This window comes from Nocardia sp. NPDC051911 (assembly GCF_040681035.1).
Lineage (GTDB): Bacteria > Actinomycetota > Actinomycetes > Mycobacteriales > Mycobacteriaceae > Nocardia > Nocardia sichangensis.
On record NZ_JBFAXY010000024.1, the window covers coordinates 73,921 to 95,029 of the forward strand.

Here is a 21,109-nt window from a genome sequence, read left to right on the forward strand (position 1 = left end):
GCGGATGTTCGTCCGAGCTCTGTCGCTGCGTGACTTCCGCTCGTGGGAGCATGCCGAACTGGATTTATCCCCAGGTCGAACCGTTTTCTTGGGATCGAACGGCAACGGCAAGACGAACCTGCTGGAAGCGATCGGCTACCTGGCCACGCTCGGGTCGCATCGCGTCGCCACGGAAGCTCCGTTGATCCGGACCGGGACCGAGCGCGCCCGGATCGGCGCCACGGTGGTCAACGCCGGCCGCGAGCTGCGCATCGATGTCGAGCTGAATCAGGGCAGCGCGAACCGCGCGCAGATCAACCGCTCGCCGGTCCGCCGGACCCGGGAGATCCTGGGGATCCTGCAGACGGTGTTGTTCGCCCCGGAGGATCTCGCTCTGGTCCGCGGCGATCCCGGGGAACGCCGTCGATTCATGGACGAGTTGTGCACAAGTCGCCTACCCCGGCTGGCCGCGGTCCGCAGCGACTACGACCGGGTGCTGCGCCAGCGCTCGGCGCTGTTGAAAACCGCTGGGCGGCAGGCCAGGTCGAAGGCCGACCTGAGCACTCTGGACGTGTGGGACGGGCACCTCGCCGAGCATGCGTCCGTCCTGCTCGTCCAACGGCTGCGTTTGGTGCACGATCTCGCGCCCTATCTCGCCCAGTCCTATGCGTCGATCGCCCCCGAATCCCGGCCCGCGTCGATCGCGTATCGCAGCGCCGCGCTTCCCCCCGAGTTCCTGGATCCGGCCAGGCCTCCACGCCCGGAGGACACCGAGGAGCTCGCGGCGATCATGCTGCGTGAACTCGCCGCCGCGCGTCCGAGGGAACTCGAACGTGGTGTCTGCCTGATCGGTCCGCACCGCGACGACCTGGACCTGGTGTTGGGCGATTCGCCCGCGAAGGGGTTCGCCAGTCACGGCGAGTCCTGGTCGTTCGCGCTGGCATTGCGCTTGGGCGCGTTCGAGCTGCTGCGCGCCACCGGCGCCGAACCGGTCCTGCTGCTCGACGACGTGTTCGCCGAGCTCGACCGGCGTCGCCGCGCCGCGCTGGCGGCCGTCGCCGCGAGCGCGGAACAAGTGCTGATCACAGCGGCCGTGCCGGAGGACGTGCCCGGCGAACTCGCCGCGCTGCCGCTGCGCGTCGAGACGGCGGGTGGCCCCGACGGCCGTGTTTCGCGGATCCTCGCCGAGGATCGGTCCGGCAGCGGAGGCTTCGACGGCAAACAACGGCAGGACCACGCCACGCCTCCGGCAGCCGAGGGCGAACGTGATCCGGTCACCGGATCGACGGAATCGCGGGCGCCCTAGCCATCCACAGGCGAAGTGGACAGAATCGCCATACACCGCCCCGGTCCACTACAGTGACCTCTCGTCGGGATCGTCGATCGAGTTCTCAACAGTTGAGACCGATTCCCCAACACCTGTGGAAAACTCGTCCGGTCACGCTTGCCCGCTTCCCCGAAACCTCACCCAGCAACAGCTGAGCAAGTCATCGAACTTTGCCGGAAAAAGCCAGTTTGGGCGGGGAACAGAGCGTTCAAACCCTGCCTGCGGCAGGCAGTAGGCAGGATTCTCGGTGCAGGCAACCTTGTGCGACGGCTGGGGACAACTCGATCGAAGCTGGGGACAAATCATCGGACGCGGAGAAAGAGGGGCGATGAGCGATCAGCCTCCGGAGCCCGGATCCGCCGAATCCACCGGACCGGAACCCGAACTGCGCGGAATCGACCTGGCCCGGCGTGCCCTGGAGGAAGCGCGTGCGGCGGCACGGGCGAGCGGAAAATCCGTCGGTCAGGGGCGTTCCTCGCCTCAGCGCAGGCTGCGAACGGGTGGCCGCAGACGAACCGGATGGTCGGGCGCGGGTCCGGACGATCGCGATCCACAGTTGTTGTCCAAGCTGGCCGGCTCCATCGCCAGGAGCCGCGGCTGGTCGAACCGAGTCGCCGAGGGCATGGTCTTCGGTCGCTGGGCGGGCGTGGTCGGCGAGGACATCGCCGCGCACGCCACACCGGTCACCCTGAAGGACGGCGTATTGAGTATCTCCGCCGAGTCGACCGCCTGGGCGACGCAGCTGCGGATGCTGCAAAGCCAGATCCTCGCGAAGATCAATGCCGCGGTCGGGCAGGGGGTGGTGACCTCGCTGAAGATCTCGGGGCCCGCTGCGCCGAGCTGGCGCAAGGGCGAGCGTCATATCAAAGGTCGCGGACCGCGCGACACCTACGGATGACCACGGTGGCCAGTATCTGATACCGAGTGTTACGTTTATTCGGGGCGTTTCACGTGGAACGCCCCGGTTCGACGTCCCATCGGAAGCCACGGCGTCGGATCGAAGCGTCCGCGCAGAAGGAATCTCGATGACGATCACCACCTCGGTCGGCCCGTTCCCCGCGACTGCGACCCGGACGGTTCACCGAGGCGACGTCGAGCTCGCGGTCTACGAGTGCGGCAATCCCGAGGGTGTTCCGATACTGCTGATCCATGGTTGGCCCGATACTCATCTGCTGTGGAGCCGGGTGGCGGGCCTGCTCGGCGGCCGTCATCGCGTGATCGCCTTCGACAACCGTGGCGCGGGGAGCAGTTCGGCGCCGGAAGCGGTCGAGGCCTACCGGATCGAAGAGCTCGCGGCGGATGTCCGCGCGGTCATCGCCGCGGTCGCGCCCGGTGAGCGGGTGCACGTCCTCGGGCACGACTGGGGATCGGTGATCGGGTGGGAGTTGGTGGCCGCTACGGACGCCGCATCCGTCATCGCGTCCTTCACCTCGGTGTCCGGTCCGAATCTGGATTTCCTCGGCGCCTATCTGCGTGGACCGCTCACCTCGGCGCGGCTGCGCGGCGCGCTGACCCAAGCCGTGGCCTCGGCCTACACCGTCGCCTTCCAGATCCCCAAGCTGCCGGATCCGGGACTGCGCGTGTTGGCCAGCCGCTGGCCGCGATTCCTCGCGTTCTTCGACGGCCTGGACCCCGCGCTGGTAGAGACGGCGCCGACGCTGCGCACAGATATGGTCAACAACCTGAAGCTCTATCGAGCGAACATCCGGACCCACCTGCGTCATCCCCGACCGCGCCCGATCGAGGTGCCCGTCCAGTTGATCGTGGCCACCGGCGACCGCGCCGTGCGGCCCGTGGTGAACGCCGAGGCCGACCGGTGGGTGCCGCATCTGAGCCGGGTCGAGATCCCGGCGCGGCACTGGTCGCCGATCTCACACCCAGCGGAGCTGGCGCGCCACACCGCCGCGTTCATCGCTCGGGTCGACGCCGCTCGCTGATCCCGGGCGCTCGAAGGGTCGCCCTGCCAACGCATCTCTCAGCCCACTTCTGATGGATCGAAACCGGCGGGAGGCGGAACCGAGTCACCGAATTCCGATTTCTCGCATCCACGCCGCCGTGAGGGGTGTCGGAGGTGGGTTGTAAGTTGGCTGTACCAGTAGGATGGTGACGTAACTAGCGGCGATACCTTCGGCGCGTTCCGCACAGTCCGCGCGTGGACCCTAATTCTCCAGCAGGCATCACCAGGGCCCCACGTGTGCTGTCCGATCGCTCTATGCCGGGATCAGCAAGTAAGGAGAGCTACCGACCAGTGGCTGCCAAAGACTCCAACGCATCGGGTTCGACCAGAGCGACCGGGAAGCAGGACTACGGTGCCTCCTCCATCACGGTTCTCGAGGGACTCGAGGCGGTTCGCAAGCGTCCGGGCATGTACATCGGCTCCACCGGTGAGCGCGGTCTGCACCACCTGATCTGGGAGGTCGTCGACAACTCCGTCGACGAGGCGATGGCCGGATACGCGACGAAGGTCGAGGTCACTCTGCTGGCCGACGGCGGCGTCGAAGTGATCGACGACGGCCGCGGCATCCCGGTGGAGATGCACGCGCAGGGTATCCCGACCATCGAGGTCGTCATGACCCAGCTGCACGCGGGCGGCAAGTTCGACTCCGAGTCCTACGCGGTGTCCGGTGGTCTGCACGGCGTCGGCATCTCCGTGGTCAACGCGCTGTCGACGCGGCTGGAGGCCGAGATCGACACCGGTGGCTATCACTGGACCCAGGAATACAAGGACGCGAAGCCCGGCAAGCTCATCCAGGGCGAGCCGACGAAGCGGACCGGTACCACCATCCGGTTCTGGCCGGATCCGGACATCTTCGAGACCACCACCTTCAACTTCGAGACCGTCGCGCGCCGGTTGCAGGAGATGGCGTTCCTGAACAAGGGTCTCACCATCGTCCTCACCGACCAGCGGGTCAGCGACACCGAGATCACCGACGAGGTGGTCAGCGAAACCGCCGAGGCTCCCAAGCACGCCGAAGAGGGCGCAGCGCCCGCCGAGCACAAGGTGAAGTCCCGGACCTACCACTACCCGGGCGGTCTGGAGGACTTCGTCCGTCACATCAACCGGACCAAGCAGCCGATCCACAACTCGGTCGTCGCGTTCACCGGTAAGGGCACCGGCCACGAACTCGAGGTCGCGATGCAGTGGAACTCCGGTTACTCGGAGTCGGTGCACACCTTCGCCAACACCATCAACACCCATGAGGGCGGTACGCACGAAGAGGGCTTCCGCGCGGCGCTGACCACTGTGGTCAACAAGTACGCCAAGGACAAAAAGCTCATCAAGGAGAAGGACGGCAACCTCACCGGTGACGACATCCGGGAGGGCCTGGCCGCCATCGTGAGCGTCAAGGTCGGCGAGCCGCAGTTCGAGGGCCAGACCAAGACCAAGCTGGGCAACACCGAGGTGAAGTCGTTCGTGCAGCGCACCTGCAACGAGCACCTCACCCACTGGTTCGAGGCCAACCCGGCCGACGCGAAGACCATCGTCAACAAGGCGGTGTCCTCGGCGCAGGCCCGCGTCGCCGCCCGCAAGGCCCGCGAGCTGGTGCGCCGCAAGTCCGCCACCGACCTGGGCGGACTGCCCGGCAAGCTGGCCGACTGCCGGTCGAAGGACCCGAGCAAGTCCGAGATCTACATCGTGGAGGGCGACTCCGCGGGCGGCTCGGCCAAGTCCGGCCGCGACTCGATGTACCAGGCGATCCTGCCGCTGCGCGGCAAGATCATCAACGTCGAGAAGGCGCGCATCGACAAGGTCCTCAAGAACAACGAGGTCCAGTCGATCATCACCGCGTTCGGCACCGGCATCCACGACGAGTTCGACATCAGCAAGCTGCGGTATCACAAGATCGTGCTGATGGCCGACGCCGACGTCGACGGCCAGCACATCTCCACGCTGCTGCTGACCCTGCTCTTCCGCTTCATGCGCCCGCTGGTCGAGCACGGGCACGTCTACCTGGCGCAGCCGCCGTTGTACAAGCTGAAGTGGCAGCGCAGCGAGCCGGAGTTCGCCTACTCCGACCGGGAACGCGACGGCCTGCTGGAACGCGGTCTCGCCGCGGGCAAGAAGATCAACAAGGACGACGGCATCCAGCGCTACAAGGGTCTGGGCGAGATGAATCCGAAGGAACTCTGGGAGACCACCATGGATCCCAGTGTCCGGGTGCTTCGTCAAGTGACGTTGGACGACGCGGCCGCGGCCGACGAGTTGTTCAGCGTGCTGATGGGCGAGGACGTGGAGGCCCGCCGCAGCTTCATCACCCGTAACGCCAAGGACGTCCGCTTCCTCGACGTGTGACCTGCCCGAGGCGCCGTCGATGGCGGTGGCGCCCGGCAGTTTTCGCACGTCAGCCCGTTAAGGAGACTTCATGACCGACATCACCCTGCCGCCGGACGGTGCGGGCGACCGCGTCGAACCGGTCGATATCCAGCTGGAGATGCAGAACAGCTACATCGATTACGCGATGAGCGTGATCGTCGGCCGCGCGCTACCCGAGGTGCGCGACGGCCTCAAGCCGGTACATCGCCGCATTCTCTACGCCATGTACGACAACGGGTACCGGCCTGATCGCGGATACGTGAAGTCCGCGCGCCCGGTGTCGGACACGATGGGTAACTACCACCCGCACGGCGACTCGGCGATCTACGACACCTTGGTGCGTATGGCGCAGCCGTGGGCGATGCGCTACCCGCTGGTGGACGGCCAGGGCAATTTCGGCAGTCGCGGTAACGACGGCGCGGCGGCCATGCGTTACACCGAGTGCCGCCTCACGCCGCTGGCGATGGAGATGTTGCGCGAGATCGACCACGAGACGGTCGATTTCGTCCCCAACTACGACGGCAAGACGCAGGAACCGGTGGTCCTGCCGAGCCGCGTGCCGAACATGCTGATGAACGGCAGCAACGGCATCGCGGTCGGCATGGCGACCAACATCCCGCCGCACAACCTGACCGAGCTCGCCGCCGCCATCTACTGGGCGCTGGACAACCACGCCGCCGACGAGGAGGCCACCCTCGCCGCGTGCATGGAGCGGATCAAGGGCCCGGACTTCCCGACCGCGGGCCTGATCGTAGGCACCCAAGGCATCCACGACGCGTACACCACCGGCCGCGGTTCGATCAAGATGCGCGGTGTCGTGGAGATCGAGGAGGACAATCGCGGCCGCACCACGATCGTCATCACCGAGCTGCCCTATCAGGTCAACACCGACAACTTCATCAACGCGATCGCCGAGCAGGTCAAGGACGGCAGGATCGCCGGGATCGCCGACATCCACGACGAGTCCTCCGACCGCGTCGGCCTGCGCATCGTGGTGACGGTCAAGCGTGACGCCGTCGCCAAGGTCGTGCTGAACAACCTGTACAAGCACACCCAGCTGCAGACCAGCTTCGGCGCCAACATGCTGTCCATCGTCGATGGCGTGCCGCGCACGCTGCGCCTGGACCAGATGATCCGGTTCTACGTCAACCACCAGTTGGACGTCATCGTCCGGCGCACCAGGTACTTGCTGCGCAAGGCGGAGGAGCGGGCGCACATCCTGCGCGGCCTGGTCAAGGCGCTCGATGCGCTCGACGAGGTCATCGCGCTGATCCGCCGCTCGGCCAACACCGACACCGCGCGCACCGGCCTGATGCAGCTGCTCGACATCGACGAAATCCAGGCGACCGCGATCCTGGACATGCAGCTGCGGCGGCTCTCGGCGCTGGAGCGGCAGAAGATCGTCGACGATCTGGCCAAGATCGAAGCCGAGATCGCCGATTACAAGGACATTCTCGACAAGCCGGAGCGGCAGCGCGCGATCGTGCGCGACGAGCTGGCCGAGATCGTGGAGAAGTACGGCGACGATCGGCGCACCCAGATCGTCTCGGCGGACGGTGACGTGGCCGACGAGGATCTGATCGCTCGCGAAGACGTGGTCGTCACGATCACCGAGACCGGCTATGCCAAGCGCACCAAGACCGATCTCTACCGCAGCCAGAAGCGCGGCGGCAAGGGCGTGCAGGGCGCGGGCCTCAAGCAGGACGACATCGTCAAGCACTTCTTCATCACCTCGACGCATGACTGGCTGCTGTTCTTCACGAACAAGGGCCGGGTCTACCGCGCCAAGGCCTATGAACTGCCCGAGGCCAACCGCACCGCGCGCGGCCAGCACGTGGCCAACCTGCTGGCCTTCCAGCCGGACGAGAAGATCGCCCAGATCATCCAGATCAAGTCCTACGATGACGCGCCGTACCTGGTGCTCGCCACCAAGAACGGCCTGGTGAAGAAGTCGAAACTGACCGACTTCGACTCCAACCGCAGCGGCGGCATCGTCGCGGTGAATCTGCGCGACGAGGACGAATTGGTCGGCGCCGTGCTCTGCTCGGCCGACGACGATCTGCTCCTGGTCTCCGCGCTCGGCCAGTCGATCCGGTTCTCGGCCACCGACGAGGCGTTGCGTCCGATGGGGCGCGCCACCTCCGGCGTGCAGGGCATGCGGTTCAACGACAGCGATGAGTTGTTGTCGCTCAACGTGGTCCGCGCCGGCACATATCTGCTGGTCGCCACGTCCGGCGGTTACGCGAAGCGGACCGCGATCGAGGAGTACACCGCGCAGGGCCGCGGTGGTAAAGGTGTATTGACCATCCAGTTCGACGCGAAACGTGGCACCCTGGTCGGGGCGCTCATCGTCGACGACGAAGATGAGTTGTACGCGATCACCTCCGGGGGCGGCGTCATCCGGACGGCGGCTAAGCAGGTTCGTAAGGCTGGACGACAGACCAAGGGCGTGCGATTGATGAACCTCGCCGAGGGCGATACCTTGCTTGCGATCGCGCGCAATGCCGATGAGCCCGATCCCGATCAGGTCTCCGGTGGCGGCGACACCGGCTCCTCCGAGAAGTAACCCAACAGCGGCGGCAACGAACGGATCTAAGGATTCCCATTGACCACTCCGAATCAGCCGAATGACGAGCGGCACCAGACGAACGGTGTGACCGAGCGGATCGCACCGTCACCGATTCCGCCGCGGCCGATCCCACGGCCGGTCGCCTCGGCCGAGAACGGTCAAGGCCAGCAGAGCGGCGGCCAGCCGGGCGGTCACCCTGGTGGCGGCCATCCCGGTGGGCCGCAGCCGGGTGGTCCGCAGGGCCAGTCGAACGGGCCGCAGTCCGGCGGTCATCCGGGTGGCCAGCCGGGCAACCAGCCCGGCGGCAACCAGCCGCGCGAGATCCGCGATCCGCAGGTCGCGCAGCAGCAGGGCGCGCCCGACCAGGCGCCCGGAGGCGACGGCCAGGATCGCTTCGACCAGAAGACGACTCGGATCCCCAATCAGGCCCCGCAGTCCGCGCCCGAGAGCGAGGACAAGCAGCCGGTGGGCGCCGCCAATGGCGGACAGCAGTCGCCGTATCAGGATGGGTGGGCGCAGCTGCCGCAGCGGGAGCCGCAGTCCAACCTGTACCGCCCGGGGCAGGCCCCGGTCACCGGCCGCCCGACCTCGGGCGGTGCGGGCGGCGGCCTCGGCGGTAGCACGTCCAACGCGCGTACCACCGCCGACTTGGCCGCCAAGGCGGCGCGCAAGGAAGCGGCGATGGTGAAGTCCGTCGGCATCGACGGCCCCACCCGCAGCATCGCGCGGCCGGAACTGATCAAGGACATGCCGGATCTGTCCGAGATCCGGCATCCGCTGCCGCAGACCGAAGCCGCGGGCCAGCAGTCCGGGCCGGTTTCGCCCGCGGTTCCGGTCGCGGTCGCGGCGGTCGCCTCCGGCGAGCCGCTGCGGGCCACCGTGCAGATCCGTCGCATCGACCCTTGGTCGACGCTGAAGATCTCGCTGGTCATCAGTGTGGCGATGTTCTTCGTGTGGATGCTGGCGGTCGGCCTGCTGTACATCGTGCTCGAGGGCATGGGCGTGTGGGAGCGGCTGAACAACACGTTCACCGACATGGTGTCCCAGGACAGCGGTTCGGTGGGACTGATCGACGCGGGCACCGTGTTCGGGTACGCGGGCGTGATCGGCTTGATCAACGTCGTGCTGTTCACCGCGCTCGGCACCGTCGGCACCTTCATCTACAACCAGTGCTGCGACCTCGTCGGCGGCATCCAGGTCACCCTGGCCGACCCCGACTAGTCCCGGAACGTCCAGACGGCCGGTACTCGCCCAACGGGCAGAGTGCCGGCCGTTTTCGTGGATTCTGTCGCCTGACGGACTGTCATACCGGCGGCGCTGGACAGCGGCTGTCGCTGCCGCCGCAAGTGCGCCTCGCTAAGGCTTCTACCAGCCGTTTTGGTTCAGTGGATAGGTGTTGTGTAGTCTCTACACGTCGTTGTTCATGCAAACAACACAAACTACGGGCCTATAGCTCAGGCGGTTAGAGCGCTTCGCTGATAACGAAGAGGTCGGAGGTTCAAGTCCTCCTAGGCCCACCCACGAACCTGCAGGTCAGGACCACATTCGCGGCTCTGAGCACCTGCGTTATGTCACAATGGTGTCACAGCAGGGCTTTTGACCCGCATCTCGAGGCGTTTCCGACCCAGGAGACACCTTCACATGTTCACTCCGCGCCCCCGGCGCCGCTCCGACGGTTCGATCGCCTGGCAGGTCCAGTTCGAGTACGAGGACGAGGATGGCGTCCGTCGCCGCTCCTCGGAAACATTCGACGACTTCGCGCCCGCGGAACGCTGGGCCGGACTCGTCGATCGCATCGGCGTCCACGAGGCGCTGAAAGTGCTGGAAGTCCAGCGCCGCGATGGCAGCGGTGTCCGCTTGACCGACTGGCTGACCCGCTACACCGACCGGCTGCGCGGCGTCTCCGAACCTGTCCGGCGCAAGTACCACGCCTACATCCGCAACGACATCGCGCCGTTCTTCGGCGACACCACCGTCGACGCCGTCACCCAGGATCTCGACGCCGCGTGGATCGGATACCTGGAACAGGACAAGGGCAACTCACCCAAGACCATCCACAACAAGCACGGCTTCCTCTCGGGCGGGATGCGGGCGGCCACGCTGGAACGACCCGAACCGCTGATCACCTACAACCCCTGCGCGGGCATGCGGCTGCCCCGCCACGACGCGCCCGAACTCGACATCTTCGACAACGACGAGTGGGAACTGTTCGAACAATTGCTCGGACAGCGCTGGCGCGCGCTGGCGGAGTTCGGCCTGGTATCCATGGCCCGGCCCAGCGAGATCTTCGCCCTGCTCGTCGACGACATCGAGCCCGACACCGGTGCGGTGCGCATCAGCAAGGCGTGGAAGGACAGCGGCAGCCGCCTCACCCTCGGCAAGCCCAAGACGAAACGCGGCGTGCGCACGATTCACGTGCCGCTGGCGACACTCGAGCGACTGGACCTCGATCGTCCCGGCGACGAGCTGCTGTTCCACACCGTCAACGACACGCCGATCACGGCGGGCTACTTCCACAATCGCGGCTGGCAGCCCGCGTTGCGCCGACTGAAGGCCCTCGCGGAAGGTGATTTCGAGCCGTTCAGCAAGAAGGCGTTGTGGCGCGGCGCGAGCCCCGAGCAGTTGATCGCCCACTACGGCAAGGCGATCACAACACTGCAGCGCAAGCGCCTGACTCCGTACACGCTGCGGCACACCGGCATCTCGTGGAAGTTGCAGGACGGCGTACCGATCTTCGTGGTCTCCCGTGACGCCGGACACGAATCGGTCACCATCACCGACCGCCGCTACGGCCACAACGACCGCACCGCGAGCGCCTCCGCGGCCCAGGTCATCGCCGCGCGACTTCCCCAAGTCCGCGCGCGCATGCTCACCCTCGTCGCCTGACCGACCGCATCCAGCCCCCTGATCCGCATTCCGTTCCATTCCAGAGATGGAATGGAACGGAATGCAACGGAATGGAATGGAATCCCATGCTGACAGCCGTTGACCTCGCGGCGACCGGCACCGAACCGGCCCGCTGCCACTTCCCCCACTGCACAGCCCCCGTCCCGCCACGCGCACCCGGACAGCCCGGAGCACCGCGCCAATACTGCGACAACCCCGAGCACAACGCGCAGAAGGCACTGCGCCGCCGGATGAAAGAAGCCGACCGCGATGCCAGCGCTGCACCCACGCGGCCGTCGCTGCGGCCGGTCACCGACGGCATGCTCACTCTCGCCGCGCTTCTGGACCGCTACGAGCACCTTCGAGGAGACCTCGCTGCGGTCGCCACCGACACCGCCGAGCTGATCACCGAACTGACCGACCCGGGCGTGGTCGACCGGGAGATCGCCGAGATCCAGCGCGAGGCCACCCGCCGCATCACCGCCGCCGAACAAGCCCGCGCCGACGCCGAGCAAGCGGCAGCGACGATGCGCGAGCGCCTCGATCGAGCCGTCGAGCTCGAACAGCTCGCCATCGCCGCTGCCGAGGAAGCGACCGAGAATGCCGAGCAGGCCACCGCCCGCCTCGCGCAGGTGGAGTCGGAGGCAGCGGCGCGGATCGCCGAGGCCGAGGCGGACCGGGACCGGGTGTATGAGGAAGCCGAAACGGTACTCGCCGAGATGCGCGGCCACGTCGACAACGCTCGCGTCGCACACGCGCGAGCCGAGGCAGAACGCGATGCGGCTCGTCAGCAAGTCGAGTCGACCGCTGCGGAGAACCAGCGGCTAAGTGACCAACTCGACCACGAGAGAACCGAACACCGCCAGCAGCTCGAACGCCGGGATGCCGACTACTCTCGCGCGATCACCGCAGCCCACGCAATGGCCGACCGCGCGGCCCGCGAGCACCGTCAGCAGCTGACCGAGGTGCTACGCGGAAACAGCCACGGGGAACAACCGCCCGTTCTGCGCGCGGGCGCAGCTGGCGAGGACGATGACGATCGCTGACTCATAGGTCTCACCGTTCGCAGGTGGACCCGGCACCGCCCTGGGTTCGGGCCAGGAGGATAAAACTCCTGGCCCGAACCCAGGGCGCACCCGTCACGCTCCTGCTCATCCTCCATCAGGACAACGCGGCGAGAGACCCAGTGCGCTAGATCCATCATTGCAGTCGGGAGAACACCTGGAGGACTCGTCTCCTTGCCCTGCGGATCGTGCGGCATCGCGGCGTTGACGAAGAAACTCGGACCAGATTCGGGCCGATTCCGCAGACGTAGGTCCGCCGTTGAGCGGCGGTTCAGGGTTCGGCGCAGGACGCAGGTGAAGTGTCATGCATTCTTTGACGTGCCCGCTGCTAAGCCGGTTCCGCTGTCGCCGATGCTCTCAATGCGCGTTGGCGCACGGCGGTCCGACGGATTCGCGGTGAGGCCCCGGTTGCACCTGCCGGTCACGCTCTCGCCCAACTCGATCGCGAGCTCGACGCGCACATGGTCACGCAGCGCGACGGTGTCCGTAGTCGCTCAGCGGAATCCGCTGGTCAAGCGCTGGGCTCGGTAGCTGTGGTACGACGTATACCGCGGCCATCCCCAGGAACTCGACAGTTGATCAACACGTGCAGCCAAGTTATCCACAGCTGCGTGCACAGCTCGGTTTGGTGTTAGCCGGTGGGGTCGCCTAGGTTCGCCCTCAGTTGCCCAGCGACAGAGGAAATTCGACGCCGCGATGGGGAGATATGTGTGTTTCACATCGCTGTTTCACGGCGCTCTTTTGCGTCGGCCCTCATGGCTAGGCTTCCACCCACCGAACGTCGATTGCGGCTTCCGCATCCCGGAACCGCTGTGTCGCTATCGACCTCGGCACCAGCGCGGCCCCCGCCTGGGCATAGGCAGGGGCCGCAGTACACCTACACCTCCACTGTGTCAACCGATGAAAGGAAGTACAGGCAGCATGAGCTTATCGGTCGAGCCTGACAACACCCAGCCGTATCCCGTCGATCCGAAAGGGCCGGAGACCCATCCTCTGGTGGTGTTGTCTCTGACGCCGGGCTTGTCAGTGGCCATAAAGGTGGCGTCATGACCCGGTCCGAGTTGGTGAACAAACGCACTCGGGAGGCAGTGCGTGATCAGATGAGCGGCACTGTGCTGCGCGAAATCGACGAGATGTGGCAAGACGAACTCTTCGCTCCACCGGAGCAAGATCCTGAGCCGGTCGGCGGTGAGCGTGTGACCCGCTTTCAGGGGTACCTGGATCAGGTCGACTGGACTGACCCGGGACAGGTCTCCCGCGCGCTACGCGTTTTCGAAGTGGCGCTACGACATCTCTTCCACCATCCCTGGGCGCCTGACTGGGACCCCTCCGAGAACATCGAGCGACTCCGAAGGCTCTTCGCGCGTGACGGCTATACCTTTGACAACCAAGGCCGGATCACTGGCGGGCCGCCGATCGTGCTGAGGCGGGAGGATTTGGGCGATCTCCGCGACGCAACGGTGATCTTCGAGCACCTGGACCGTATCGATCATGCCGTTGCCCGAGACGACCCTGCGCTGGCGATCGGTTCAGCGAAAGAACTTGTGGAGAGCACTGCGAAACTCGTGCTCCGGGAGCGGGGCGTGCCTTTCGACAGCGGCCACGACCTTCCGAAGCTCGCCCGTATGGCCGAAGAAGCGCTACTGGTCCATCCCTCCCAGGCAAAGCCCGGACCGGACGACTCCTCGACCATCCGGAAGGTACTCGGCGCAGCGCTCACGATCACTAGCGGAATCGCCGAGCTGCGAAACGACTATGGCACCGGCCATGGACGAGACACTGCTCCGTCGGGCCTGGGACCTCGTCATGCGCGGCTGGCTGTGAACGGGGCACGGCTGTGGTGTCAGTTCATGCTCGACACCCTCGCCGATTCGAAGGCCCCCTGGCGTGGCACCGCGCCGGCCGGTGCTGGCGGCGCTCTCAACGACCAGCGCGTGGAGGACCAGAACGCATCGGAGCCGATCTTGTAAATCCGAAATGATGGGGTGTGGGTCGTTGTCCGGCCAACAGGAGATCGCGCGTTCGCTGCGAGGGCCGGCGGCGATCCACCCCCTGTCAGCTTCTGCACCGCGGCGGGGAAGCCAGTCGGCCGCGCCATTGCTGCGGGACAGGCGGTCGATTTCACCGTGTGGCCCGGCTACGTCAACCGAGAGGCGCTCTGGGAAGCGCTGGTGGAGTAAGCCGACGCCGCGGCCGAGCTGCGCAGCATGGCCGACTACCTCGCCGAGGGCAACCTCACCGCGGTCGCGGCACGTGACGACGCGATCGCCCAGCGCCAGGCCGCCGCCAGCCACTGCACTTTCTGCGGGACGGCGTACCCCGGGGGGCGCGATGACCGACACCGAAGCCGTCGACTTGCACGCCATCGCTCGCCTCGACGACGCCGCGGATGCGGTCGCGATCTTTACGCCTGCGAGTTGTTCCACAGCGCCGACGGCAGCCTCTACGGCCGCCACGTCAGCTGCCGATGGGAATTCATTGCTACCGGACCTGGTGCGGCGGCCAGCCTCGACGCGCTCGACCAGGCGCTCACCGCCGCCGGGTACACCCGCACCAGCGACTGGCGGCGCAAGACGTGCGGTACTTCACCGTCGCCACCATCCGAATCGAGGACATCTGACCGACCCGTGAGGAGCCGCACTGCGACAGCCCTGGACTCGTTTCCGGGCTGTTCGTCGTGTTCGGCTACTTCCTGATTCAGACTGATCGAACCCCGGCTGGTACAGATCCGAACAGGTGTACAAGAAGTTCGCCGCGCATCCGAACACGGCGGTGACAAGCCGACGATCAAGCGCAGCGACACCAAATCCGTGTGCTTCACACCGGATAGAGAAGTGCCGCTATCCCGGGTAAACGTCGACCGGCGACCGGGCGATGGACCGGTTGGGTGACGGGATCTGGTTAGTCCTCAAGCCGTTTCGGATACTGCACCGCGCGACCGCGGGAGGGTCGGCGTAGGTATGCGTCGGCGAACTCCACTAAACTCTCACGGGTCCGACTCGGCAAGCTTCACGCTATCCGATTCCAGGTGCATGACGCCGTTCCCGGTCTCCGATCGGGATCGGGATGGCCCCGATCCGGGCCGCTCGCAAGGGCGGTCGGATACGCCCTTCGCGGGCGGTCATACACCTCTAAGGAACCGAACAGTGGAAGACCACGGATCGGATGTTCCGAAGGCGAAAACCCCTTGGTGGGTCCGCCTGAGGAAAGCGGTCGTTAAGGGAGTTCAGATCGGCTCGTTCATGCTGAACGTCGAGCGGCTTCTCGAAAGAGAAGCGGACGCCAGCTGGATGACCACTGTCACTCAACTGGCGTCCGCGATGGTGCACGCGGTACTGGATTTCCTGCCCTGATCCACGTGTCCCGGTGTCCAAGAGCCCGGCGTAGGTCTGCAGCCTCGTCGGGCTTCTTGGCTCTCAGCGTTTGATTGCGCCGTGCAAAGTTAACCCGTTACGTTGACGACTTTACCAGCGGCCCGTGCATTTTGTGATCCGGGTCACGATGTGTCGAGTAGCTCAGATCACACCAAATCTGGACTCAACCACAGTTGATCTTCACAAAACCACTGGTCGAGCCACTTCAACCTTGAGCTATCGCGCGGCGAGTAATACCTCTCAGCTATATGTCACTCTGTGACGAAAACGGCCGATTGGCAACCTTTTACCGCTAGCTTTACCGCTAGCTTTTACCGGGCCTTCCCGGGGGTCCTTCATCGCGTCGGCGGTCAGGCTGCGGGCGACCTGGGACGCGCTTATGCAGTGAGCGGCACTCAGCCACCTGCGACTTGCCCGATTGCGATGGCGTCGGCGAAGTCTGGGAGGACGCTGTCGAGAGCTGGGTGGAAGGCTGTGCTCACGCCGACGACGGTTCCGCCGAGTTTCCGGATATAGTCGGCGAGCTCGAGGTCGCATTGATCCCAGCACACGGACCCCGGCGGTGAAGCGGGCGGCCCCGTACATTTTCAGCGCATGAGCTTTCTGGATGCGATCTCGGCTGAGCGCGCCGAGCGGATCAGGCACGACCATGAGAAGACGAGCCAGCGGCTCGAATGGCTGGGCTCGCCGCACCCGCCAGCGGCAGGCAGCGCACTGGCCGGGGACGACAGGCTCTACCCGGCGTGGCCGACAAGTCAGGTCGCGCTCCAAGGGCTCATCTCAGCAACCGATCACCTCAGCCTGTTGTTCGAGTCGGTCCAGGTCCGGACCCGACCTATCGCACAGTTCACCCCGGCGCGGGCTTCCCTGTTCGCGGCATCGTGCACCATCTGGGTACTGAGTCCGAAACTCCGTGCGGACCGCCAGAGTCGCGCACTCTCTCTTGCCCATGAAGATTTCCGACAACTGCGAGCGTTGGTGACCGATATCGAAGGTGGCTCGATGGCGAGGCTCCTCACGCCTGAGCAGGCTTCCGCTGTGCGGACATACGTCGACACGCAGGTCAGCACAATCGAGCAGGTTCAAGGCTTCGACGGTGGAAAGCCCAGCGACACCCAGATTATCGAGCAGGCCGCCGCGTACATCGATCCCCAGAATGAAGGCGCCGCGCACGCCCTCAAGTTGCTGTGGCGCGTCAACTCTGGCCACGCCCACGGCCTCGGCTGGCCAGAACTACTGCGACACCCAGAGATCGTGTCGAGGAGCCAGAGCGATCCGAGCATCTACTACCGACAGGTCAAGGCTGATCCCGATGCCATCGCGCAGGCCATTGAAGCCGCCACCCTCGCCAGCGACGTGGCATTCCGGCTCTACCAACAGCGAGCAGCCTCACCCACATGTGACTGAAAGACGAGAGTCTCAAACCGATTCTGTCTCGAAACCAAGATCAAAAAATTCTAAGTCTGGTCAGACCCATCTTCACGATCAGCCTCAGGGCGGTTCACACCTGCATAGAGGCCCTTCCATGTATGTGACATGGCATCGAGTCTTGGCTGCTGTGACCGTGCCTGACATCTCGAGGCAGTCGCCGCCCACTACCAATTGCACGCTCGGCTGGCCATGTGGCCCCGGTGGCAAGCGGAGCTCGTGCGGCAGCGCCTTCAAGGCAACCCAGTCTGCGTAGTCACGCGCGCAGCGACGTCCACCAACCGCCGTCCACCAACGGGTCGGCCGATCAGCTCAGCAACGCTTCCAGATTCCCGCTGCGCCAGTAGGTGCCCCACGAGGCGAGCTCCTTGGGAGTGAGCATCCGCTCCGGCCGGAGCTGAAACCGCACGCCCTGAACGTCGACGTGGGTGTAGTGCTTGTCCCCCGTCGCGAAGTCGAACGTCACATCGCCGGGCCGCAGGGCTGTGGTCAGCTCGTCGTCGGCCGAGGCGTTGACCAAGTACTGGATCACCTCGATCTCGCTCGGCACAGGACCTCGCCATGACAGCACGAACCCTGGGTCGATCGGGCTGGGCCACAGATGAAATCCCAGGCTTCGTCCGAGAGGCCCGATGGAATCCAGCAGCAGGCTCAAGACCCGCCCGGCCACCTCGAAGGTGTGGGCATCTTCTCGCCGCGGCGATGAGGTCCTGCTTCGCGCGCCTGCCGTCATGCCGCGCGATCTTCCTCTCCTGCCCCGTCAATACCGCGACGGCACGCCGCAAAACCCACGCATCTGCGATCCGCAACCAGCCCTGTGACCGCCATGGTCGAACGGATGTACGTATTAACTTTTGTCGTGATAATATCTGCGCCATGATTAAGGTTCATGTGGAGCGTGTCCGTGCGGCCTTGTCGGATCTGTGTGAGCCGCTACACGACACGTTCACGTGGGCTGAGCAGATCCGTCGGGAGCGGCTGCCTGAACTCGACGAGGCCGAGCTCTATGGTTGGCATGCGACGCACACGATCCGCGCACTGGCCCACCACAAGCTTCGGCAGAAGAAGGGTCTGCTGGGTGCGTGGAAGCTGAGTGGCAAACATTCGCAGAACGGTGCGTTGTGGTTGACCGATGACAACTACCGGGTGCAGTTGCTTCACGCGCACGCCGACGACCACATCCCTCCGCCTGGCACGAACGCGGCGCGGCGGGCGTATTACAGCAATCCGCCGCTGCCGCGTCAGCTGTCTTTGACCGGGGAGGCGAACGACCGTCTGCTGGGGCTGTGGCGTATCGATCCGGAGTTGGCGACACCGAGCTTCCGGATCGTCCGTACGATCGGCCCGTGGAAGTGGGGCGAGAAGGCGAAGGTCGATCTCGAGTTCGTGCTTCCCGAGACGGCTGAGGAGTTGTCGGATCTGGAGTTTCAGCCGACCGATGAGGGGCTGGATCTGTTGATGCCGCCCGCGGATGGCGACGAGGAAGGCGGTGGTGATGCTCGCGGCGTCTCCGGGTGAACGGATACGCGCGCTGCGTGAGCTATTCGGGTTCACGCAGAGGCAGCTTGCTGAGATGACGGGGTTGGGACAGTCGCGGTTATCCGATGCCGAGAATCAGTTCCGCGATGTAACCGACGCGGAGCTGGAAGTCATCGCGACAGCGACCGGGACACCGCTGAGCTTTTTCTACGTCGAGTCGAACGCGATTCCGCTGGATTCGCTGCGCTTTCGCAAGCTGGCAGGCGCGAGCATCACGATGACTCGCCGGATACATCGCTGGTATCGCGAGAGCTACCGTGTGTCTGACGGGCTGATCACCGAGAGCAAGTACCCTGTCGCCGACCTACCTTTCGTCACTCAGGAATCGGTTAGTGACGACGAGATCAACGAGTTGGCCGACCAGACGCGGGAATCGCTGCGGCTCGCTCCGGACGCGCCGATTCCCCACCTGACGCGGGCACTGGAACGTGCAGGCGTCGCAGTGGCCCCCATCGTTCCTCCCCACATCGACGGTGATGAGGCGCCTGCGGGGGGCGGGCATTTCGGCGCGTCGTATTGGGGCGGTCTGGGCGCTAGTGCCCTGGTGGGATTCTTCCCTGGAACTCACGGCGATCGGCAGCGATTCACGATCGCGCACGAGGTGGGGCATTTGGTGCTGCACTCTTTTCGTCCCCGTGCGGCCGACCCGGAAGGCGAGGCGAACAAGTTCGCCGCCGCCTTGTTGGTGCCCCGGTCACGCGCTGTCGAAATCCTCTCCGACGCGACGACCCTGACCGACTTCGGACGGATCAAGGCAACGTGGGGTGTATCGATGCAAGCACTGATCATGAGGGCTTCAGCGCTGGAGTTGATCACCGACAGCCGCAAACGGTCATTGTTCGTGCAGTTATCGGCCAAAGGATGGCGACGAGAAGAACCTGTGGAGGTCGGCAACGAGAGTCCGTTGCTGCTGTGGACACTTCTCAGCCGACGGTTCGGGCCGCGGCCGTACCGCGCCGCCGCCGACGCCCTCGCAATTCCCCCGGCCGTGCTGCGATCGGTGGTGCCCACGCCTTACGAAAACCGCGGCGGCAAACCCACCACGGGATCGGTCTACGCCCTCGGTTCAAGCTCCAGCTAGGCGGATGCCGTTGTCGCGCTCAGCGCAGGAATTGCAGCATGGCGATGTAGTTCAGGGGCACTTGGATCGGGTCGCGGCACGGGTCGATCTTGAGCAGCAGGGTTGTGCGGTCGTCGGTAAGGCCGTGCAGGATGGCGGGGACATCGATCAGCCCAGCCTGTGTGAGAGTGGGTGGGTTTTCGATGGCCGGCACCTGGTTCGAATAGCGCTGTACACGCGGGGGCGTTCCGGCGGGTATTTGGAGCCGCACCTGGACCTCGAGAGTGTCGTACATCCCTGATTGGACGAAGCCGAGGGCGAATCGCTCGAGATCATCGATGCCGGGGATGAAGACCGAACCTCGGCGGTGGAAGGCTGCACGTGCTGTCCATGGTGTCCACTCGCCGCCGCGGTCATGGACGTGCGGGGGAAGGTCGGCGCCATGGGTGAATGGCCTGGGATGGGCTTGGAAGGGTGTGTCGGTGATCGCGGTGGCCAACCGGGTTCGTTCCGATTCGACCAGCCGTGATGGCCGGGCCGTCGGTGGCAGATCGATCGGATGGACGACGACTCCGAAGTCGCGCACCAGCCGGGACGCCGCGACGACGGGGTCGGTACCGGCTGCCAGCGCAGTGGAGCGGACGTTGCTGGAGATGGCGTGGGCTTGCTCGGCAGCGGCCTCGGGCACCCGCAGTACTGCCACGCAGGTCTCGGTGGAAGGAAATTGCCAGTCCGCGCTGCCGACGATCCGTAAGGGCATCAGCAGCGTGGGGTATTGGCTCAGGTACGCCAGTCGTGCACAGGAGTCGTGGTGCAGGGGCCATCCGGTAACCAGCAGGGCACGCTCTGGCCCGGTACCGCTGCTTGCGCGGTGTGCGTCGCGCAGGCTGTGAAGGGTCATCTCGGCTCGCTCTATCCACGCTGTGACCGTGCGGTCGCGAAGCGCGGCTAGGACCCGGTCGGCCCAGGTTTGCGGGGTATCGGCAGGATGTGGTGCCACACTCGGGTCAATGGGCAATTGGGTCAAGTCGCGGACGTGGGGGAGACGTTCGGCAAGAGATTGTTTGGCGCGTGCGGTGATGATGTCGGGATGGTTGGTCCCCTGCCGGTGTGCGCCCAGCCAGAGGTCGGCGACGTATGTCCACGCGTCGAAGCCGCGGTTTTTCGCAACGTAGGCTCGATGGTTCGGATCGGCGGCGCAGGTGATCCTCTGGAGCTGTTCGCTTTCGGCGCAGGCCGGTGTTTCAGTGGCGACGATATCGATTGCGCGATCGAACAGCCCGTCCTCGGAGTCGGTGCCGAGCCGCTCGGCGAGCTGCGCCAGCAGGGCGTCGAACTGGCCCGAGTATTCCAGGGCAGCGCGGTTGACAGCCGCGACAGTGCGGGCCCACCCGCGGACGCCACGCATAGGGGCGGTCAAAGCTGGCAATGACTCGTCGGTGATGGGTCGCCCGGCCCGGCGCCGGGCGTAGTCGAGCCATTCGAAAGACCTGCCAGGGTCGGCCAGTTCTTCAGCGAACGCACTGACGGCCGCGCTCATCTCGGAGAGAGTGGCAACGGAACGCAGG

14 protein-coding genes, 1 tRNA gene and 1 pseudogene are annotated in these 21,109 nt (G+C 65.5%); 14 read left to right on the forward strand and 2 right to left on the reverse strand.

The annotated features are described in order from the left end of the window. Positions 1–4 precede the first annotated feature (4 nt). The 12 genes and pseudogenes from recF to AB0L97_RS26530 all read left to right on the forward strand — a co-directional run. Positions 5–1,132 (forward strand): annotated as a pseudogene (gene recF, locus AB0L97_RS26475) (DNA replication/repair protein RecF); the annotation flags it as partial. A 502-nt stretch (positions 1,133–1,634) separates the two neighbouring features. Beyond that, positions 1,635–2,204, forward strand: a complete 570-nt coding sequence (locus AB0L97_RS26480) for a DUF721 family protein (protein ID WP_355073426.1) — start codon at positions 1,635–1,637, stop codon at positions 2,202–2,204. Positions 2,205–2,331: 127 nt separating this feature from the next. Continuing rightward, positions 2,332–3,243 (forward strand): alpha/beta fold hydrolase, encoded by a 912-nt coding sequence (locus tag AB0L97_RS26485; RefSeq protein ID WP_364434366.1) that lies wholly within the window; start codon positions 2,332–2,334, stop codon positions 3,241–3,243. 311 nt (positions 3,244–3,554) lie between these two features. Continuing rightward, complete coding sequence (gyrB, locus tag AB0L97_RS26490; protein ID WP_356963234.1) at positions 3,555–5,600, forward strand: DNA topoisomerase (ATP-hydrolyzing) subunit B; 2,046 nt, start codon at positions 3,555–3,557, stop codon at positions 5,598–5,600. 70 nt (positions 5,601–5,670) lie between these two features. Continuing rightward, positions 5,671–8,187, forward strand: a complete 2,517-nt coding sequence (gene gyrA, locus AB0L97_RS26495) for a DNA gyrase subunit A (RefSeq protein ID WP_355073421.1) — start codon at positions 5,671–5,673, stop codon at positions 8,185–8,187. 39 nt (positions 8,188–8,226) lie between these two features. Further along, positions 8,227–9,411, forward strand: coding sequence for a DUF3566 domain-containing protein (locus AB0L97_RS26500; RefSeq protein ID WP_364434370.1), 1,185 nt, complete (start codon positions 8,227–8,229; stop codon positions 9,409–9,411). Positions 9,412–9,633: 222 nt separating this feature from the next. After that, positions 9,634–9,707, forward strand: a tRNA-Ile gene (locus AB0L97_RS26505). A gap of 124 nt (positions 9,708–9,831) precedes the next feature. Continuing rightward, positions 9,832–11,076 carry a site-specific integrase gene (locus tag AB0L97_RS26510; RefSeq protein ID WP_364434373.1) on the forward strand — a complete coding sequence of 415 codons (1,245 nt, stop codon included), beginning with the start codon at positions 9,832–9,834 and terminating at the stop codon, positions 11,074–11,076. A gap of 86 nt (positions 11,077–11,162) precedes the next feature. Beyond that, positions 11,163–12,122 carry a hypothetical protein gene (locus AB0L97_RS26515; RefSeq protein ID WP_364434376.1) on the forward strand — a complete coding sequence of 320 codons (960 nt, stop codon included), beginning with the start codon at positions 11,163–11,165 and terminating at the stop codon, positions 12,120–12,122. Positions 12,123–13,186: 1,064 nt separating this feature from the next. Beyond that, positions 13,187–14,110, forward strand: coding sequence for an abortive infection family protein (locus tag AB0L97_RS26520; RefSeq protein ID WP_364434379.1), 924 nt, complete (start codon positions 13,187–13,189; stop codon positions 14,108–14,110). 1,176 nt (positions 14,111–15,286) lie between these two features. Further along, on the forward strand, positions 15,287–15,493 hold the full coding sequence (locus AB0L97_RS26525) for a hypothetical protein (RefSeq protein ID WP_364434382.1): 207 nt from the start codon (positions 15,287–15,289) through the stop codon (positions 15,491–15,493). Between the two features lie 615 nt (positions 15,494–16,108). Continuing rightward, on the forward strand, positions 16,109–16,921 hold the full coding sequence (locus AB0L97_RS26530; RefSeq protein ID WP_364434385.1) for a hypothetical protein: 813 nt from the start codon (positions 16,109–16,111) through the stop codon (positions 16,919–16,921). Positions 16,922–17,249: 328 nt separating this feature from the next. Here AB0L97_RS26530 and AB0L97_RS26535 read toward each other — a convergent pair whose 3' ends face one another. Next, a complete protein-coding gene (locus AB0L97_RS26535; RefSeq protein ID WP_364434387.1) occupies positions 17,250–17,492 on the reverse strand; it encodes a hypothetical protein in 243 nt (80 codons plus the stop codon). A gap of 152 nt (positions 17,493–17,644) precedes the next feature. Here AB0L97_RS26535 and AB0L97_RS26540 point away from each other — a divergent pair, with 152 nt between their 5' ends. Both AB0L97_RS26540 and AB0L97_RS26545 read left to right on the forward strand, forming a co-directional pair. Further along, positions 17,645–18,460: a hypothetical protein gene (locus AB0L97_RS26540; protein ID WP_364434390.1), complete on the forward strand. Its 816-nt coding sequence runs from the start codon at positions 17,645–17,647 to the stop codon at positions 18,458–18,460. Then, a complete protein-coding gene (locus AB0L97_RS26545) occupies positions 18,438–19,562 on the forward strand; it encodes an XRE family transcriptional regulator (RefSeq protein WP_364434523.1) in 1,125 nt (374 codons plus the stop codon). Before AB0L97_RS26540 ends, AB0L97_RS26545 begins: the two co-directional genes overlap by 23 nt. Positions 19,563–19,581: 19 nt before the next feature. Here the strand turns inward: AB0L97_RS26545 and AB0L97_RS26550 are convergent, their stop codons facing one another. Next, positions 19,582–21,081, reverse strand: a complete 1,500-nt coding sequence (locus tag AB0L97_RS26550; RefSeq protein ID WP_364434393.1) for a hypothetical protein — start codon at positions 21,079–21,081, stop codon at positions 19,582–19,584. Positions 21,082–21,109: the final 28 nt, after the last annotated feature.

Excerpts from the sequence above, each read along its gene's own strand:
- AB0L97_RS26480 (WP_355073426.1), top strand. The coding sequence starts at position 1,635 with ATGAGCGATCAGCCTCCGGAGCCCGGATCCGCCGAATCCACCGGACCG.
- AB0L97_RS26485 (WP_364434366.1), top strand. The coding sequence starts at position 2,332 with ATGACGATCACCACCTCGGTCGGCCCGTTCCCCGCGACTGCGACCCGG.
- gyrA (WP_355073421.1), top strand. The coding sequence starts at position 5,671 with ATGACCGACATCACCCTGCCGCCGGACGGTGCGGGCGACCGCGTCGAA.
- AB0L97_RS26510 (WP_364434373.1), top strand. The coding sequence starts at position 9,832 with ATGTTCACTCCGCGCCCCCGGCGCCGCTCCGACGGTTCGATCGCCTGG.
- AB0L97_RS26515 (WP_364434376.1), top strand. The coding sequence starts at position 11,163 with ATGCTGACAGCCGTTGACCTCGCGGCGACCGGCACCGAACCGGCCCGC.
- AB0L97_RS26520 (WP_364434379.1), top strand. The coding sequence starts at position 13,187 with ATGACCCGGTCCGAGTTGGTGAACAAACGCACTCGGGAGGCAGTGCGT.
- AB0L97_RS26530 (WP_364434385.1), top strand. The coding sequence starts at position 16,109 with ATGAGCTTTCTGGATGCGATCTCGGCTGAGCGCGCCGAGCGGATCAGG.
- AB0L97_RS26540 (WP_364434390.1), top strand. The coding sequence starts at position 17,645 with ATGAGGTCCTGCTTCGCGCGCCTGCCGTCATGCCGCGCGATCTTCCTC.
- AB0L97_RS26545 (WP_364434523.1), top strand. The coding sequence starts at position 18,438 with ATGCTCGCGGCGTCTCCGGGTGAACGGATACGCGCGCTGCGTGAGCTA.
- AB0L97_RS26550 (WP_364434393.1), bottom strand. The coding sequence starts at position 21,081 with ATGAGCGCGGCCGTCAGTGCGTTCGCTGAAGAACTGGCCGACCCTGGC.